Here is a 15,402-nt window from a genome sequence, read left to right on the forward strand (position 1 = left end):
GCCCTTTCCAGATCGATCCGTCGCGACCCTAGTGCGCGCCGTGGGCCATGGTCTCGGCACCATGTCCCCAGACATAGATGCACAGGAACAGGAACAGCCAGACCACGTCGACGAAGTGCCAATACCAGGCGGCGAATTCGAAGCCGAGGTGCTGCTTCGGCGTGAAGTGGCCGGCATAGGCGCGCGCCAGGCATACGATCAGGAAGATGGTGCCGACCAGCACGTGGAAGCCGTGGAAGCCGGTCGCCATGAAGAAGGTCCCGCCGTAGACGTTGCCGGCGAACGAGAAAGCAGCGTGGCTGTACTCATAGGCCTGCACGCAGGTGAAGGTCGCCCCCAGCAGGATGGTGAGGATCAGGCCGTATTTCAGGCCCTGACGGTCATTCTCGAGCAGGGCGTGATGTGCCCAGGTGACGGTGGTGCCCGACGTGAGCAGGATCAGCGTGTTGAGCAGCGGCAGATGCCAGGGATCGAAGGTTTCGATGCCGTGAGGAGGCCAGGTGCCGGGCACCGAGCAGGCGCCGGGCGCGGTGCCGAGGCCGCAGCCGAACACGGCATCCCGGGTGGCATGGACGGCATCGGCCGGGAACAGCGCTGCGTTGAAATAGGCCCAGAACCAGGCGACGAAGAACATCACCTCGGAGGCGATGAACAGGATCATGCCATAGCGGTGATGCAGCTGCACGACGCGGGTGTGATCGCCCTTGTATTGGGCTTCCTTGATCACGTCGCCCCACCAGCTCGCCATGGTGTACAGCACGCCGACGGTGCCGACACCGAACACGATCGGCGCGGCCGCGTACATGTGGTGCATCCAGGAGATCGCACCGAGCGCCATGATGAAGGCCGAGACGGAGCCGACCGCCGGCCACGGGGAGGGATCGACCAGATGGTAGTCGTGATGCTTGCCTTGCGCGGTAGCCATTGCGGTCTGTCTCCTCAATCCCGTGCCTGTCAGGCACTTATCCCCTTATTCCAGCCCCTGAGCGTCAACCCGGCGGCTGGAGATTACCCTTGCGTTTGTCGTCGTCACCGGATGCGAGCGGCTTCACCACCGGATCCTTCACCGGATAGAACGTGTAGGACAGCGTGATCGTGCTCAGCCCGTCATTGTCGTGATCGTCGACGATCGACGGATCGACATAGAACACCACGGGCATCTCGCGCTTCTCGCCGGGCGCCATGGTCTGCTCGGAGAAGCAGAAGCAGTTGATCTTCTCGAAATAGGACCCGACCGTCAGCGGCGCGACGTTATAGGCGGCCTGGCCGGAGGTGGTGCGGGCGGCCTGGTTGGTCACGGTATAATAGATGGTCGTGACCTGGCCGATATTGACCTCGATCTCGGTCTGCTCAGGCACGAACTTCCAGGGCAGGCCCGGCGCGACGTTGGAATCGAAACGGACCGCGATCTTGCGGGCGATCGGACCGGTGGCAGGCGCCGAGGTTGCGACCTGGGTCGTTCCGTTGAAGCCGGTGGCGCGGCAGAACCAGTTGTAGAACGGCACCGCGGCGTAGGACGCGCCGACCATCAACGCGACCACGCCGCCGCAGATCGAGGCGACCAGCACATCGCGGCCCAAGCCCCCTGAACGGCCCTTCCTGTCGGTTCGGCTCTGATCCTGCGATATGGTCGGCTTCTGATCCATCTCTGTCACATCGGGCGAACTAGAACCGCCGGGCCCTTGACCATGGTGACGGCGAAGAAAAGGATGACGAGGACGCCGAGGGCGAGCGCGATTGCGATCGAGCGCTGACGACGGCTCTTCTTCTGCGCCTCGGTGAGGACGATTCCATCTGGCTCGGGTTTGTCAGCCATCCCTGCCTCATGCGCCCCATGCCATCGGAGCAACCGCCCGGAACACGACCTCGGCCAGCAAGGTCGCGAACAGCGCGAACAGATACAGGATCGAGAAGGCAAACAGCTTTCGCGTCGCGCGCAGCGACTGGCTGCGCTCGCGACGAATATAGACGTTGATCGCGAGCACAAGCATGCCGGCACCGAGGATCAGCGAGACGATGCCGTAGAGGGCATCGAAATAACCGAGCGCCCAGGGCGCAGCGGCGACCGCGATCAGCACGATGGTGTACAGCAGGATCTGGAGACGGGTCGCGTCCGGGCCGGCGACGTTGGGCAGCATCGGAATGCCGGCGCGGGCATAGTCGTCGGAGCGGAACAGCGCCAGCGCCCAGAAGTGCGGCGGCGTCCAGAAGAAGATGATCGCGAACAACAGCAGCGGCTCGACGTCGACCGTGCCTGTCACGGCAGCCCAGGCGACCACCGGCGGCAGCGCGCCGGCAGCGCCGCCGATTACGATGTTCTGCGCGGTCCAGCGCTTCAGGCCGATCGTGTAGATCACGACGTAGAAGAAGATGGTGAAGGCAAGCAGCGCGCCCGCGATCCAGTTCACGAGAATGCCGAGCGTCATCACCGAGAAGAAGGCGAGGGTCATGCCGAACGCCATCGCCTCGGGACGGGTGATGCGGCCGCGCGGGATCGGACGGTTCGCGGTTCGCGACATCTTGGAGTCGATATCGCCCTCGAGCGCCATGTTGAGCGCGCCCGAGGCGCCGGCGCCGACGGCGATGCAGAGCAGTGAGGTGATCGCCAGAACCCAGTGGAAGTGCCCCGGCGCCATCGCCATCCCGACCAGCGCGGTGAAGATCACCAGCGACATCACCCGCGGCTTGAGCAGCGCGAGATAGTCGCCAACCTCCGCCTCGGAGATGCGGGGATTGATGTCGATGGCGTTCTGATCGAGGACGGACACTTAAACCTACTCGTTTCGTTGCAGAGCCGCGGCGCCCGTCTCGGACGCCGCGGAGTCTCCTTGCTTACTGCACGCGAGGCAGCACTTCGAACTGGTGGAAGGGCGGCGGCGAGGACAGCGTCCATTCCAGCGTGGTGGCACCCGCACCCCAGGGATTGTCGCCCGCGGGCACCTTCTTCATGAAGGCATCGAGCACGCAGTACAGGAAGATCAGCACGCCGAAGCCGGAGATGTAGGAGCCGATCGACGAGATCAGGTTCCAGCCGGCGAACGCATCCGGATAGTCGACATAGCGGCGCGGCATGCCCGACAGGCCGAGGAAGTGCTGCGGGAAGAACACCAGGTTGACGCCGATGAAGGTGACCCAGAAATGCGCCTTGGCCAGCGTCTCGTTGTACATATAGCCCGTCATCTTCGGGAACCAGTAGTACCAGCCGGCGAAGATCGCGAACACGGCGCCGAGCGACAGCACGTAGTGGAAGTGCGCGACGACGTAGTAGGTCTCTTGCAGCACGCGGTCGACACCGGCGTTCGCCAGCACGACGCCGGTGACGCCACCGACGGTGAACAGGAAGATGAAGCCCACCGCCCAGATCATCGGCGCGCGGAATTCAATCGAGCCGCCCCACATCGTGGCGATCCAGGAGAAGATCTTCACGCCGGTCGGCACAGCAATGACCATCGTCGCGGCGACGAAATAGGCCTGCGTCGCGCTCGACATGCCGACCGTGTACATGTGGTGCGCCCACACCACGAAGCCGATGCCGCCGATCGCGACCATGGCGTAGGCCATGCCGAGATAGCCGAACACGGGCTTGCGCGAGAAGGTCGAGACGATCTGGCTGACCATGCCGAAGCCCGGCAGGATCAGGATGTACACCTCGGGGTGACCGAAGAACCAGAACAGATGCTGGAACAGCACCGGGTCGCCGCCGCCGTCGGGGGCGAAGAAGGTGGTGCCGAAATTACGGTCGGTGAGCAGCATGGTGATCGCACCGGCGAGCACCGGCAGCGACAAGAGCAGCAGGAACACCGTCACCAGGATCGACCACACGAACAGCGGCATCTTGTGCAGGGTCATGCCCGGCGCGCGCATGTTGAAGATCGTGGTGATGAAGTTGATGGCGCCGAGGATCGACGAGGCACCCGCCAGATGGAGCGAGAGAATCGCGAAGTCGACCGCAGGACCGGGATGGCCCGAGCTCGACAGCGGCACATACATGGTCCAGCCGGTGCCGACGCCGTTGGCTCCGGGCTCGCCCTCGACGAAGGACGACAGCAGGAGCAGCGCGAAGGAAGCCGGCAGCAGCCAGAACGAGATGTTGTTCATGCGCGGGAACGCCATGTCCGGCGCGCCGATCATCAGCGGCACGAACCAGTTGCCGAAGCCGCCGATCATCGCCGGCATGACCATGAAGAAGATCATGATCAGGCCGTGAGACGTCACGAACACGTTATAGGTGTGCGTTTCGTGGAAAATCTGCACGCCCGGATACATCAACTCGGCACGGATCGCGATCGACATCGCGGCACCGATGATGCCGGCGATGACCGCGAAGATCAGGTACATCGTGCCGATGTCCTTGTGATTGGTCGAATAGACGTAACGCCGCCATCCGGTCGGATGGGCGTGCTCGTGATCATGTCCGTGGTCTTGCGCGTGATCGCCGTGTGCCGCTGCGCTGGTTGCCATTTTCAAATCCTGCCTTGCGTCCGTTCGGACCCCTGGAGGTCCCGCCCTTTATGTCGCTTTCAGTCCCTTGAGCCGTCGCCCGGCGCTTACTGCGTCGGGCCGGCCGCGGAGGCGAAGGTGCTGGTGCCGCCGCTCGCATATTTCTTCTTCGCCGATTCAACCCAGGAGGCGAACTCCTGGTCGTTCACGACGCGAATCGCGATCGGCATGAAGGCGTGGTCCTTGCCGCAGAGCTCCGAGCACTGGCCGTAGAACATGCCGGTCTTGGTGGCCTTGAACCAGGTCTCGTTCAGACGCCCCGGAATGGCGTCGATCTTGACGCCGAAGGCCGGCAGCGCGAACGCATGGATGACGTCGGCGCCGGTGACCTGAACGCGAATCACCTTGTTGACCGGCACCACCATCTCGTTGTCGACGCCGAGCAGGCGGGGCTGCTTGTCCTGGGCCATCAGCGAGTCGAACTCGAACTTGCCGTTGTCGGGATAGGCGTAGGACCAATACCACTGCTTGCCGGTCGCCTTGATGGTCAGATCCGCTTTCGGCACGTCGAGCTCGAGGAACAGCAGCCGGAACGACGGCACCGCGATGCCGACCAGGATCAGCACCGGCACCAAGGTCCACACCACCTCGATCAGCGTGTTGTGGGTGGTCCGCGACGGCACCGGATTGGCCCTCGCGTTGAATTTCACGACGACGATCACGAGCAGCGCCAGGACGAACAGCGTGATCGCGATGATCAGGTAGGACAGGAAATTGTGGAACGAGACGATGTTGTCCATCACCGGGGAACCCGAGCCCTGCAGGTGCCATTCCCACGGCGCCGGCTGCCCGAGCTCGGCGAATGCCGTGCCGCCCGTCACCAGCGTGATGCCAGTCGCCACCAAGGCGATGGTGGCCAATCCCAGCAATTGCCGGCCCACCCGACTCATCGACATCCTCATGCCGTTCGCGCTCCCCTTACGAAATCACCCCAAGTGCGCCCCCCTGTTTGCGGGAAACGCTTATTCGATCCGCCCGCCTGACAACCGCCGCGCAAGAATACCTCAAGGAGGAATTCGGGCCGGATCGCTAGAACGCCGAAATCAAGCCTCTCAAATCATAATTCTTGATCTATCGCAATGCAGTCTTCGGCCCCTCTGTGAGCCACGACCCGCAACATATCTCCAAGCAACATCAGACAAAAATACCGCTTCCCGGGATGCCGCCGCTTGACAGCCGGATTGCCCGCTGTAGGCACAGGCGCAGGGCCGCGCAGGAACCTGATTCGTGGCGACCATGCAGCCAAGGCCGCGCGGAATTTGCTAGTGAATTGCCTTCAAGACGCCGTCATTCCCGTATCAGTCCAGCGCGAGCGAGCGGAGGGACCGACCCCGATGGGGCATTCGAGATGCATGGCAGGATCGGTTCTAGGGCCGGCTGACCGCCTCAGGAACCTGGTCGGCCTCCTGGCTGTCGCAGTTTTCCTTGCCTTGCCCGGCCTTTTCCTGCCAAGCCTCGCCCATGCGCAGGGCGCGGTGCGCTCCGTCCATGGCGACTGGCAGATCCGCTGCGACACCCCGCCGGGTGCCCAGGCCGAGCAATGCGCCCTGATCCAGAGCGTGGTGGCGGAAGACCGCTCCAATGCCGGCCTCACCGTGATCGTGCTCAAGACCGCCGACCAGAAGAGCCGCCTGATGCGGGTGGTCGCTCCCCTGGGCGTCCTGCTGCCCTCCGGCCTTGGCCTGAAGCTCGACAACCAGGACGTCGGCCGCGCCGGCTTCGTCCGCTGCCTGCCCAATGGCTGCGTCGCCGAGGTCGTCATGGACGACAAGTTGCTGGGCCAGCTCCGCAGCGCCAAGACCGCAACCTTCATCATCTTCGAGACGCCCGAAGAGGGCATCGGCTTCCCGCTCAGCCTGAACGGCCTCGGCGAGGGCTACGACAAGCTGCCGTAGGGTCAGGCCCGCGGCGAACCTATTGTTTCCGTAATGTGAGGCGTCGCGCTCTCGCGGAACGGGTCTGAAACCATTATCTTGCCTCACATCCCCCGATAATGGACGGACGCATGACCAACCCCGCCACGACCTCCCTGCTCGACCGCGCCAATCTCGACCGTGACCAGGTTCGCAACGAGGTCGCGCGCGGCCTTGCCGGCGCCGACGACGGCGAATTGTTTCTGGAATACAGCCAGACCGAAGCGCTGATGTTCGACAATGGGCGACTGAAGCAGGCGACCTACGACACCTCGCAAGGGTTCGGCCTGCGCGCCGTCAAGGACGATGCGGTCGGCTATGCACATTCCTCCGACGTGTCGCTGCCGGCGCTGATTCGCGCCGCCGATGCGGTCGCAGCCGTGCGCGGCGGTTATTCCGGCAGCTTCGCGGCGCCGCCAGCGCATACCAACGTTCGGCTTTATGGTGACGACAACCCGCTCGATGCCCCGGGCTTCGAGACCAAAGTCAAGCTGCTCGCCGAGATCGACGCGTATTTGCGCGACAAGGATCCGCGGGGTGCGACAGGTCAGCGTCAGCCTGGGAGCGACCTGGCAGGTGGTCGAGATCCTGCGGCCCGACGGCGAGAGCTATCGCGACATCCGCCCGCTGGTGCGAGTCAACATCTCCGTCGTGGCCGGCCAGGGTGACCGCCAGGAGAGCGGCAGCAAGGGCTATGGCGGCCGCGCCGGCTATGCCGAATTCATCGAAAGCAAGAACTGGCGCGACGCCGCCGACGGCGCGCTGCGCGAGGCGCTGGTCAATCTCGAATCGATACCCGCCCCTGCGGGCGAGATGGACGTCGTGCTCGGCGCCGGCTGGCCCGGCGTAATGCTGCATGAAGCGGTCGGCCACGGTCTCGAGGGCGACTTCAACCGCAAGAAGACCTCTGCGTTTGCCGGCCTGATGGGCCAGCAGGTCGCGGCCAAGGGCGTCACCGTGGTCGACGACGGCACCATTGCCTCGCGCCGTGGCTCGCTCTCGATCGACGACGAGGGCACCCCGACCAATCGCACCGTGCTGATCGAGGACGGCATCCTGGTCGGCTACATGCAGGACCGTCAGAACGCGCGGTTGATGAACATGAAGCCGACCGGCAACGGCCGCCGCCAGGGCTATGCCCATGTGCCGATGCCGCGCATGACCAACACCTACATGCTCGCGGGCGACCGCGACCCGGCCGAGATTCTCGCGTCGGTGAAGAACGGCGTGTTTGCCGCGAATTTCGGCGGCGGACAGGTCGACATTACCTCGGGCAAATACGTGTTCCAGTGCACCGAGGCCTACAAGATCGAGAACGGCAAGATCGGTGCGCCCCTGAAGGGCGCCATGCTGATCGGCAACGGGCCGACCGACCTGCATCGCATCCGCATGATCGGCACCGATCTCGCGCTCGATAGCGGCATCGGCACCTGTGGCAAGAACGGTCAGGGCGTGCCTGTCGGCGTCGGCCAGCCGTCGCTTCTGATGGAACGCATTACGGTGGGTGGAACAGGCGCATGAGCGTGGAAGACAAAGCAACCGTCAGCACCAAGCGGAAGAGCAGCGGCTGGGCCGGGCAGCTCATGCAGCTCGCCGGCATCGTCGCCGCCGTCTTTATCGCCAAGGGCGCGCTGGCCGAGCCGTTCTACGTGCCGTCGGGCTCGATGGAGCCGACGCTGCTGATCGGCGACGCGCTGCTCGCCTCGAAATTCCCCTATGGCTACGGCACCTCGTCGCTGCCAATCCAGATCAACCTGCCGGAAACCGGCCGTGTGTTCGCGGAGATGCCGAAGCAAGGCGATGTCGTGGTGTTCCGCTGGCCCGGCGATCGCTCGCAGGCCTGGGTCAAGCGCGTCGTGGGCTTGCCCGGTGACCGCATCCAGATGCGACAGGGTCAGCTCTTCATCAACGATCGTCCTGCCGAATTGAAGCCGGATGGCGTTGGCGCCGCCGAGGACGACAATGGCAGCAGCGAGCCTGCATACCGCTACGTCGAGACATTGCCGAACGGCGTCAAGCATCTGATCTTCAAGATGCGCGACAACGGGCCACTGGACAACACGCCGGAAGTGACCGTGCCTCCAGGGCATCTGTTCGTGCTCGGCGATAACAGGGACAACTCGGCTGACAGCCGCGTGCCGCTGCGCTCCGGCGGCGTCGGCCTGCTGCCTGTCGACAATCTGGTCGGCCGTGCCGACGCCGTGCTCGGCTCCTGGGATCTCGGCATGCGCAGCCAGCCGGTCTGGACCTGGCTCTCCGGCTTCCGCCTCGCGCGGTTCTTCACTGCCGTGCACTGAGCGTGCTGCCATGACCTTCGACGACGTCAGAAAATTTGCGCTGACGTGGCCGGAGGTCGACGACGGCACGTCCTACGGCACGCCCGCGCTGAAGGTGCGCAAGACGATGCTGACGCGCCTGAAGGAGGATGGCGACAGCCTGGTCGTGCCTGATGTCCCGATCGACGAGCGCGCGATGCTGGTCGGGAGCCAGCCGCAGATTTTCTATTTCACCGATCATTACGCCGACCATCCGATCGTGCTGATCCGCCTGTCCAAGGCGAAGCGCGCGATCGTAGAGCCGCCTCTCCGCCGGCGCTGGCGCGCTCTCGCGTCGAAGGCCGCGCGAGCGGATTATGATGCGCGTATCGGCGCGTGACTGATGCCATGGACGAGGCTCGCTTCCTCGCGCTGGCTCTGAAGAACCCGGTCAACCTCGCAATCATCGATGAACTCCACCGGCTCGCGCTCCCCGACGCTTGGCTGGTCTCGGGATGCCTGGTGCAAACCGTGTGGAACGTACTCACGAAGCGCGCCGTCGATCACGGCATTGCCGATTACGACGTCTTCTATTTCGACCCTGACACGTCCTGGGACGCGGAGGACGTTGTGATCCGCCAGTTGCAAGGACGGCTCGATCATGTCGACGCCAAAATCGAGACCCGCAATCAGGCACGCGTGCATCTGTGGTATCCAGCCAAGCACGGCCTGCCCTATCCGCCCCTGTCGCGCTCGACTGACGGCATCGACCGCTTCCTGACGCAGAATACGCAAGTGGGCGTGAGGCGCACGGACGACGGTTTCGACGTCTATGCACCGCACGGCTTGGATGACGTCGCAGGGCTGATTGTGCGTCCCAATCCGGGCCCGAATTTCTCCGCCGCGAATTACGCCTTGAAAGCCGAGCGATGGAAAGCGCTATGGCCGGAGCTCACGGTGATTGCGGCGCCGTGATCCTGGCCTACCTCACCACGCCAGACGTGAACCCGGCTTTCCGCCGCGGCGGCTTGATTTCCTTTTTCAGAAAGCAGCGCGCCTCGCGCCCGGTATAGCCGGGACGGGCATAGGTGAAGGCCCGGCACTTGTTGTCGGCGGTGCAGGCGGCCTTGCAGGCTTCCTCGCCTTCGCCGTCCTTCAGGTCGAAATTGCGCAAATCGCCCCCCGGACGGTCGATCGAGGTCTCGACGCCCTCGACGCGTGGCTCGATCACACCGGCACCGCGCACCCCGGAGATGCAGCAATTGGCGGGCTGTCGCGGCGGCACGGTGTTCTTGAGCCAGCACACCGCCGCGGCGCCGTCGATATCAGGATAGCTGAAGCTCCACGCACGGCAGCGGCGATCGCGCTCGCAGAGCAGCGCGCAATCCTCGGGATCGCCCGACGTGACGGGCGTGTTGAAATAATCGCCGCCGGGCCGGTCGAACGCCGTCTGGGCGTGCGCGGGTACGCTCGCAAATACGAGCGACAGCAGCGTGACGCAGGCCACGACGCTTGCCAAGACCTTGGCCATGACGGCCCCGGACAGGCGGCCCTTCCCCATCGGAACAGCTTTCGAGTTATTGACGGCGCTCAGGTTTTTCGGCCGGACATTTGATCGCCGCAAACCTGTACGGGCGATGAACGGCCGAAATCCCGATCATTGGCCTCCGTTCCTGTCGGAACGGAAATGGTTCTAGAACGCATATTCGGCGTAGGCAGGTTCCACCGAGCCTTGCCAGGCGCCGTTGAACTTCTCGAGCATCTCTTCGGCCGGAGTCCGGCCGCAATCGATGATGCGATCGAGCGGCTCCAGATGCCGCGTTTCGTCGCGGCCGATCGCGTCGATGCGGCCCCGACGGCGCAAGCCTGCATGTGCGAGAACGAGGCACTCCTTGGCGATCTCGAACAGATAGCGGTCCTTGATCCGCGCCTTGAAGCCAAAGCGAGGCACGTCGTCGCGTAACGCCTGACGCTCAGGCGCGGTCCAGTGCTTCACGATGTCCCAGGCAGCATCGAGCGACACGTCGTCATAGAGCAGTCCGACCCAGAACGCCGACAGCGCCGGGAGCCGGCCCCATGGCCCGCCATCGGCGCCACGCATCTCGAGATAGCGCTTCAGCCGTACCTCGGGGAAGATCGTGGAGAGATGGTTGGCCCAGTCCGACAACGTCGGACGCTCGCCGGGAAGGTTGTTGTTGCGGCCCTCGAAGAAGGCGCGGAACGAGGAGCCCGACACATCAATGTAGTCTTCACCGCGTTTGACGAAATACATGGGCACGTCGAGCGCGTAGTCGACATAACGCTCGAAACCCATGCCGTCCTCGAATGCCCAGGGCATCATGCCGGCGCGCGCATTGTCGGTGTCGCGCCAGATCTCCGAGCGGAAGGACAGGAAGCCGTTCGGCTTGCCCTCGGTGAACGGCGAATTGGCAAACAATGCGGTCGCGACGGGCTGCAGCGCCAGCGAGACGCGCAGCTTCTTGACCATGTCGGCTTCGGAGGAGAAGTCGAGATTGGTCTGCACCGTGCAGGTCCGGTACATCATGTCGAGGCCGTATTGGCCGACCTTCGGCATGTAATTGCTCATGATCTTGTAGCGGCCCTTGGGCATGACAGGGATGTCGGCGCGCGACCAGGAGGGCGTCATGCCGAGACCAAGGAAGCCGATGCCCAGCGGGGTCGCGATCTCGCGCACCTGCGCCAGGTGCGCCATCAGCTCGCTCTGGGTCTGGTGCACGTTCTCGACCGGCGCGCCGGACAGTTCGAACTGTCCACCTGGCTCGAGCGAAATCGCACCGCCGCCGGTGACGTCGTAGAGGCCGATGATGTTGCCCCTCTCCATGATCGGCTCCCAGCCGAGCAGGAGCTTCATGCCCTCGAGCAGCGCGCCGATGCCGCGTGCGCCCTCGTAGGGCACCGGCCGATGGCCTTCGAGCGTGAACGGCGTCTTCTCGTGCTCGGTACCCATGCGGAATTCCGACGGGTCCTTGCTGCCGGCCTCGAACCACGCCACGAGCTCGTCGCGCGATTGCAGCGGCGTCATATCGATCTGGTCTCGCGCCATATCAAACTCTAATCAAAAGCGCTTCGATCGAATGCGCGCGGGTGGCGGGGATGGTCCGCGAACCCACCGGGCGCGCAGACGTGCTGGTTTGCCGCGCGATCATCGCGACGGCGAAGGTTCGGTGACGTTGACTACGGGCGGCAGCTTCATCTCGCCGCACGAGCAGCCCAGCCGGTCGAGCAGACCGCTGAGCTTGACCGCATCGGCATCGGAGAGTTTCGAGCCGACGTATTTCTCGATCGCAGCCGAGTAGGCGCCCCACATCCGCTTCTGCAACTCGCGGCCGGCCTCGGTGATCTCGACGAATTGACCACGCTTGTCGATCTTGCATTCGCGCCGGCATGCGAGCCCCTCGTCGACCAGGCGGTCGATCAGGCGCGAGGTGGAGTATTGCGGGATCAGCATTTGCCGCTCGAGCTCCACCGGGCGCAGCTCTCCGCTCGGCGCGCGCGACAATTCGAGCAGCGCATCGTACCATGCCAGCGGCGGGAACCCGGCCTTCTTCAGGTCCTGTTCGACACAGTCAAGCACACGGCTCTGCACCCGCATCAGACGGATCCAGGCACTGGTTGCCTCAGTCGATGGTTTGCGTTTCATGGTCCCGCTCAAAGTCGTCGTCCGCTTCTTACCCTACTCGATGCACCTGCATCAATCTTGACTATTGCATGCAGATGCATGTAGGCGTTCTTTCGCCCTAACCAAGCGTCAAGAGGAGAAAATTCCATGAAACTGTATTACGCGCCCGGTGCGTGCTCGCTGTCCCCCCATATCGCGCTCCTGGAGGCCGACTTGCCGTATGAGCTGGTCAAGGTCGATCTCCGGGCCAAGAAGCTCGAGAACGGCGAAGACTATCTGAAGGTCAATCCCAAGGGTCAGGTCCCCGCGCTGGGCCTCGACAGCGGCGAGATCGTGACCGAAGGCCCGGTCATTGTCCAGATGATCGCCGACAAGGCCCCGGCCAAGGCACTCGCCCCCGCGCGCGACAGTTCCGAGCGCTACAAGCTGCTCGAATGGCTGAACTTCCTGACCTCCGAGGTGCACAAGAGCTTTGGCCCGCTGTTCGCGCCGGCCCTGAACGACGACGCCAAGGCGTTCTTCAAGGACCGCGTCATGGGCAAGCTGAAGCACATCGACAGCCAGCTCGCCGGCAAGGACTACCTCATGGGCAAGCAGTTCTCGGTCGCCGACGGTTATCTCTTCACGATGCTGACCTGGGCCGACCGGATGAAGTTCGACCTCTCCGCGATGCCGAACCTCACCGCCTATAAGGCCCGCGTGGCGGCCCGGCCGAAGGTGCAGGAGGCGTTGACGAAGGAAGGGCTGGCGCAGGCGAAGTAAGCCCGTGTCGGACGGAAGATGCGAAAGGCCGGATCGACGATCCGGCCTTTTTGGTTTTCTGCGCAGCCCGGATGGAGCGCAGCGAAATCCGGGCTGCAAGTGCCTTAAGCTGCCGCCTTCTTCGGCGCGAAGCGGCCGTAGAAGGTCTCGCCCTTCGCCGCCATCTCCTCCAGCAGCTTCGGCGGCGTGAAGCGCGAGCCGTACTTGGCTTCGAGCTTGTGGCAGAGCTCGACGAACTTCTTCGTGCCCATGAAGTCGATGTAGGACAGCGTGCCGCCGGTGAACGGCGCGAAGCCGAAGCCGAGGATCGAGCCGACATCCGCCTCGCGCGGATCGGTGATGACGTGATCCTCAACCGTGCGCGCGGCCTCCACGGCCTGCACCACCAGGAAGCGTTGCTTCAGCTCCTCGACGTCGAGCGTGTCCGGATCGAGCTGCTTCGGCTGCAAGGCCGACAGGCCCGGCCACAGGCTCTTCGAGCCCTTGCCCTTCTCGGGATAGTCGTAAAAACCCTTGCTGTTCTTGCGGCCGAGGCGGCCCTGGTTCTCGACCATCTCGACCATCAGCTTCTTCTGATCGGGATTGACGGCGTTGGGGCCGAGATCGGCTTCCGTCGCCTTCATGATCTTCAGACCGAGGTCGAGCGCGACTTCATCCGACAGCGAGAGCGGACCGACGGGCATGCCGGCCATCTTGGCGCAGTTCTCGATCATCGCGGGCGGCACGCCTTCGAGGAACATCTCGTTGCCCTCGGCGACGTAGCGGCCGACGCAGCGGTTGGCGAAGAAGCCGCGGCTATCGTTCACCACGATCGGCGTCTTGCCGATCTGGCGGACGTAGTCGAGCGCGGTCGCGAGCGCGAGATCGCCGGTGTTCTTGCCCTTGATGATCTCGACCAGCATCATCTTCTCGACCGGTGAGAAGAAGTGGATGCCGACGAACTTGCCCTGATCCTTGAAGCTCTCCGCCAGCGACGTGATCGGCAGCGTCGAGGTGTTCGACGCGAAGATCACGTCCGGTTTCAGGTATTCCTGGGCCTTGGCGAAGGTGTCGGCCTTGACCCTGCGGTCCTCGAACACGGCCTCGATCACGAGGTCGACGTCCTTGAGCGCGGCGTAGTCCGCGGTCGGGGTGATGTGCGCAAGCAGCTTCTCGGCATCATCTGGCTTGGCGCGGCCCTTCTTGATCTGGTCCTCGATCACCTTCCGCGCATGGGCCTTGCCCTTGTCCGCGCTCTCCTGGTCGCGATCGATCAGCACGACGTCGAGGCCGGCGCGGGCCGAGACGTAGCCGACGCTCGCGCCCATGAAGCCGGCACCGATCACGGCGATCTTCTTGACCTTCGTCGGCGGCACGTCCTTCGGACGGCGCGCACCCTTGTTCAGCTCCTGCATCGAGAGGAACAGGCTGCGGATCATCGCGGCCGCTTCCTTCGAACGCAGCACCGAGGTGAAGTAGCGCGATTCGACGCGCAGCGCCGCGTCGATCGGCAACTGCAAGCCTTCATAGACGCAGCTCATGATCGCCCGTGCGGCCGGATAGTTGTCGTAGGTCTCGCGGCGGTAGATCGCGTTGCCGGCCGGGAACATCATCATGCCGGCCTTGGAGAACACCGGGCCGCCCGGGAGCTTGAAGCCCTTCTCGTCCCAGGGCGCGACGGCCCTGCCGCCGCCCTTGATCCAGTCCTTGGCGGCCTTGATCAACTCGGCAGCCGGAACGACGGCGTGGATCAAATTCAGCGCCTTCGCCTTCTCGATCGTAACGGGATCGCCCTTGAGCAGGATCGTCATCGCGTCCTGCGGTGGCACCAGGCGCGGCACGCGCTGCGTGCCGCCCGCGCCCGGGAACAGGCCGACCTTGACCTCGGGCAGGCCGAGACGCGTCTTGGGGTTCTCCGCGGCCACGCGATAGTGGCAGCACAGCGTGATCTCGAAACCGCCGCCCAGCGCGAGCCCGTTGATCGCGGCCGCCCACGGCTTGCCTGAGGTCTCGATCGAGCGCAGCACCTGCGAGAAGCGGCGGCTCTGCTCGAACAGCATCTGGTTCGCGGCGGTCTCACCCTGCTCCTTGAAGACCTTTGCGTAGGCCTGGTTCATGCCTTCGAGCATGGAGAGGTCAGCACCGGCGCAGAACGCCTCCTTCGCCGAGGTAATGACGACGCCCTTGACCGCGGCGTCGGCCGTGGTCTCCTTGACGATCGCGTCGAGCTCGCTGGTCGAGGTCTCGTCGAGCACGTTCATCGAACGTCCCGGGATATTCCAGGTGACGAGCGCGATGCCGTCGGAATCGGTCTCAACCGCAAAGTTCTTGTAAGCCATGTTGGTTGCTCCCT

15 protein-coding genes and 1 pseudogene are annotated in these 15,402 nt (G+C 64.1%); 6 read left to right on the forward strand and 10 right to left on the reverse strand.

The window, feature by feature from the left end:
- Positions 1-28 precede the first annotated feature (28 nt).
- The 6 genes from ACVW16_RS15365 to coxB all read right to left on the reverse strand — a co-directional run bounded on the left by ACVW16_RS15365 (position 29) and on the right by coxB (position 5,402).
- Complete coding sequence (locus tag ACVW16_RS15365; protein WP_092238211.1) at positions 29-925, reverse strand: cytochrome c oxidase subunit 3; 897 nt, start codon at positions 923-925, stop codon at positions 29-31.
- Positions 926-989: 64 nt separating this feature from the next.
- Positions 990-1,646, reverse strand: coding sequence for a cytochrome c oxidase assembly protein (locus ACVW16_RS15370; RefSeq protein WP_456737050.1), 657 nt, complete (start codon positions 1,644-1,646; stop codon positions 990-992).
- Between the two features lie 5 nt (positions 1,647-1,651).
- A complete protein-coding gene (locus ACVW16_RS15375; protein WP_148754405.1) occupies positions 1,652-1,816 on the reverse strand; it encodes a CoxF protein in 165 nt (54 codons plus the stop codon).
- 7 nt (positions 1,817-1,823) lie between these two features.
- Positions 1,824-2,768 (reverse strand): heme o synthase, encoded by a 945-nt coding sequence (locus ACVW16_RS15380; protein WP_456737049.1) that lies wholly within the window; start codon positions 2,766-2,768, stop codon positions 1,824-1,826.
- 64 nt (positions 2,769-2,832) lie between these two features.
- Positions 2,833-4,461, reverse strand: a complete 1,629-nt coding sequence (gene ctaD, locus ACVW16_RS15385) for a cytochrome c oxidase subunit I (protein ID WP_456700024.1) — start codon at positions 4,459-4,461, stop codon at positions 2,833-2,835.
- An 86-nt stretch (positions 4,462-4,547) separates the two neighbouring features.
- Positions 4,548-5,402, reverse strand: a complete 855-nt coding sequence (gene coxB, locus ACVW16_RS15390) for a cytochrome c oxidase subunit II (protein ID WP_456700025.1) — start codon at positions 5,400-5,402, stop codon at positions 4,548-4,550.
- Between the two features lie 432 nt (positions 5,403-5,834).
- Here coxB and ACVW16_RS15395 point away from each other — a divergent pair, with 432 nt between their 5' ends.
- The 5 genes and pseudogenes from ACVW16_RS15395 (at position 5,835) to ACVW16_RS15415 (ending at position 9,643) form a co-directional block, all read left to right on the forward strand.
- Positions 5,835-6,395 (forward strand): invasion associated locus B family protein, encoded by a 561-nt coding sequence (locus tag ACVW16_RS15395; protein ID WP_456700026.1) that lies wholly within the window; start codon positions 5,835-5,837, stop codon positions 6,393-6,395.
- A gap of 110 nt (positions 6,396-6,505) precedes the next feature.
- Positions 6,506-7,934, forward strand: a pseudogene (gene tldD / locus ACVW16_RS15400) (metalloprotease TldD).
- On the forward strand, positions 7,931-8,710 hold the full coding sequence (lepB, locus tag ACVW16_RS15405) for a signal peptidase I (protein ID WP_456700028.1): 780 nt from the start codon (positions 7,931-7,933) through the stop codon (positions 8,708-8,710). The pseudogene tldD and the gene lepB overlap by 4 nt, the downstream one beginning before the upstream one ends.
- Positions 8,711-8,720: 10 nt before the next feature.
- Positions 8,721-9,068, forward strand: a complete 348-nt coding sequence (locus tag ACVW16_RS15410) for an MmcQ/YjbR family DNA-binding protein (protein ID WP_456737048.1) — start codon at positions 8,721-8,723, stop codon at positions 9,066-9,068.
- Positions 9,069-9,076: 8 nt separating this feature from the next.
- Positions 9,077-9,643 (forward strand): nucleotidyltransferase family protein, encoded by a 567-nt coding sequence (locus ACVW16_RS15415; protein ID WP_456700030.1) that lies wholly within the window; start codon positions 9,077-9,079, stop codon positions 9,641-9,643.
- Positions 9,644-9,650: 7 nt separating this feature from the next.
- Here the strand turns inward: ACVW16_RS15415 and ACVW16_RS15420 are convergent, their stop codons facing one another.
- The 3 genes from ACVW16_RS15420 to ACVW16_RS15430 form a co-directional block, all read right to left on the reverse strand.
- Positions 9,651-10,229, reverse strand: a complete 579-nt coding sequence (locus ACVW16_RS15420) for a PAN domain-containing protein (RefSeq protein WP_456737047.1) — start codon at positions 10,227-10,229, stop codon at positions 9,651-9,653.
- A gap of 132 nt (positions 10,230-10,361) precedes the next feature.
- Positions 10,362-11,732, reverse strand: a complete 1,371-nt coding sequence (locus ACVW16_RS15425) for a glutamate--cysteine ligase (RefSeq protein ID WP_456700032.1) — start codon at positions 11,730-11,732, stop codon at positions 10,362-10,364.
- Between the two features lie 99 nt (positions 11,733-11,831).
- A complete protein-coding gene (locus ACVW16_RS15430) occupies positions 11,832-12,329 on the reverse strand; it encodes a MarR family winged helix-turn-helix transcriptional regulator (protein ID WP_092238175.1) in 498 nt (165 codons plus the stop codon).
- Positions 12,330-12,455: 126 nt separating this feature from the next.
- On the opposite strand from ACVW16_RS15430, the gene gstA reads away from it, so the two are divergent.
- Complete coding sequence (gene gstA, locus ACVW16_RS15435; protein WP_456700033.1) at positions 12,456-13,070, forward strand: glutathione transferase GstA; 615 nt, start codon at positions 12,456-12,458, stop codon at positions 13,068-13,070.
- Positions 13,071-13,174: 104 nt separating this feature from the next.
- Here gstA and ACVW16_RS15440 read toward each other — a convergent pair whose 3' ends face one another.
- Positions 13,175-15,388 (reverse strand): FAD-dependent oxidoreductase, encoded by a 2,214-nt coding sequence (locus ACVW16_RS15440; protein ID WP_456737046.1) that lies wholly within the window; start codon positions 15,386-15,388, stop codon positions 13,175-13,177.
- Positions 15,389-15,402: the final 14 nt, after the last annotated feature.

The sequence above is a fragment of the Bradyrhizobium sp. USDA 4474 genome, assembly GCF_054057515.1.

What these genes read in the sequence shown, in the direction of transcription:
- ACVW16_RS15410 (WP_456737048.1), top strand. Translation starts at nt 8,721, where the DNA reads ATGACCTTCGACGACGTCAGAAAATTTGCGCTGACGTGGCCGGAGGTC.
- ACVW16_RS15395 (WP_456700026.1), top strand. Translation starts at nt 5,835, where the DNA reads ATGGGGCATTCGAGATGCATGGCAGGATCGGTTCTAGGGCCGGCTGAC.
- ctaD (WP_456700024.1), bottom strand. Translation starts at nt 4,461, where the DNA reads ATGGCAACCAGCGCAGCGGCACACGGCGATCACGCGCAAGACCACGGA.
- ACVW16_RS15365 (WP_092238211.1), bottom strand. Translation starts at nt 925, where the DNA reads ATGGCTACCGCGCAAGGCAAGCATCACGACTACCATCTGGTCGATCCC.
- ACVW16_RS15420 (WP_456737047.1), bottom strand. Translation starts at nt 10,229, where the DNA reads ATGGGGAAGGGCCGCCTGTCCGGGGCCGTCATGGCCAAGGTCTTGGCA.
- ACVW16_RS15415 (WP_456700030.1), top strand. Translation starts at nt 9,077, where the DNA reads ATGGACGAGGCTCGCTTCCTCGCGCTGGCTCTGAAGAACCCGGTCAAC.
- ACVW16_RS15425 (WP_456700032.1), bottom strand. Translation starts at nt 11,732, where the DNA reads ATGGCGCGAGACCAGATCGATATGACGCCGCTGCAATCGCGCGACGAG.
- coxB (WP_456700025.1), bottom strand. Translation starts at nt 5,402, where the DNA reads ATGAGGATGTCGATGAGTCGGGTGGGCCGGCAATTGCTGGGATTGGCC.
- ACVW16_RS15430 (WP_092238175.1), bottom strand. Translation starts at nt 12,329, where the DNA reads ATGAAACGCAAACCATCGACTGAGGCAACCAGTGCCTGGATCCGTCTG.
- ACVW16_RS15440 (WP_456737046.1), bottom strand. Translation starts at nt 15,388, where the DNA reads ATGGCTTACAAGAACTTTGCGGTTGAGACCGATTCCGACGGCATCGCG.
- ACVW16_RS15370 (WP_456737050.1), bottom strand. Translation starts at nt 1,646, where the DNA reads ATGGATCAGAAGCCGACCATATCGCAGGATCAGAGCCGAACCGACAGG.
- ACVW16_RS15375 (WP_148754405.1), bottom strand. Translation starts at nt 1,816, where the DNA reads ATGGCTGACAAACCCGAGCCAGATGGAATCGTCCTCACCGAGGCGCAG.
- gstA (WP_456700033.1), top strand. Translation starts at nt 12,456, where the DNA reads ATGAAACTGTATTACGCGCCCGGTGCGTGCTCGCTGTCCCCCCATATC.
- lepB (WP_456700028.1), top strand. Translation starts at nt 7,931, where the DNA reads ATGAGCGTGGAAGACAAAGCAACCGTCAGCACCAAGCGGAAGAGCAGC.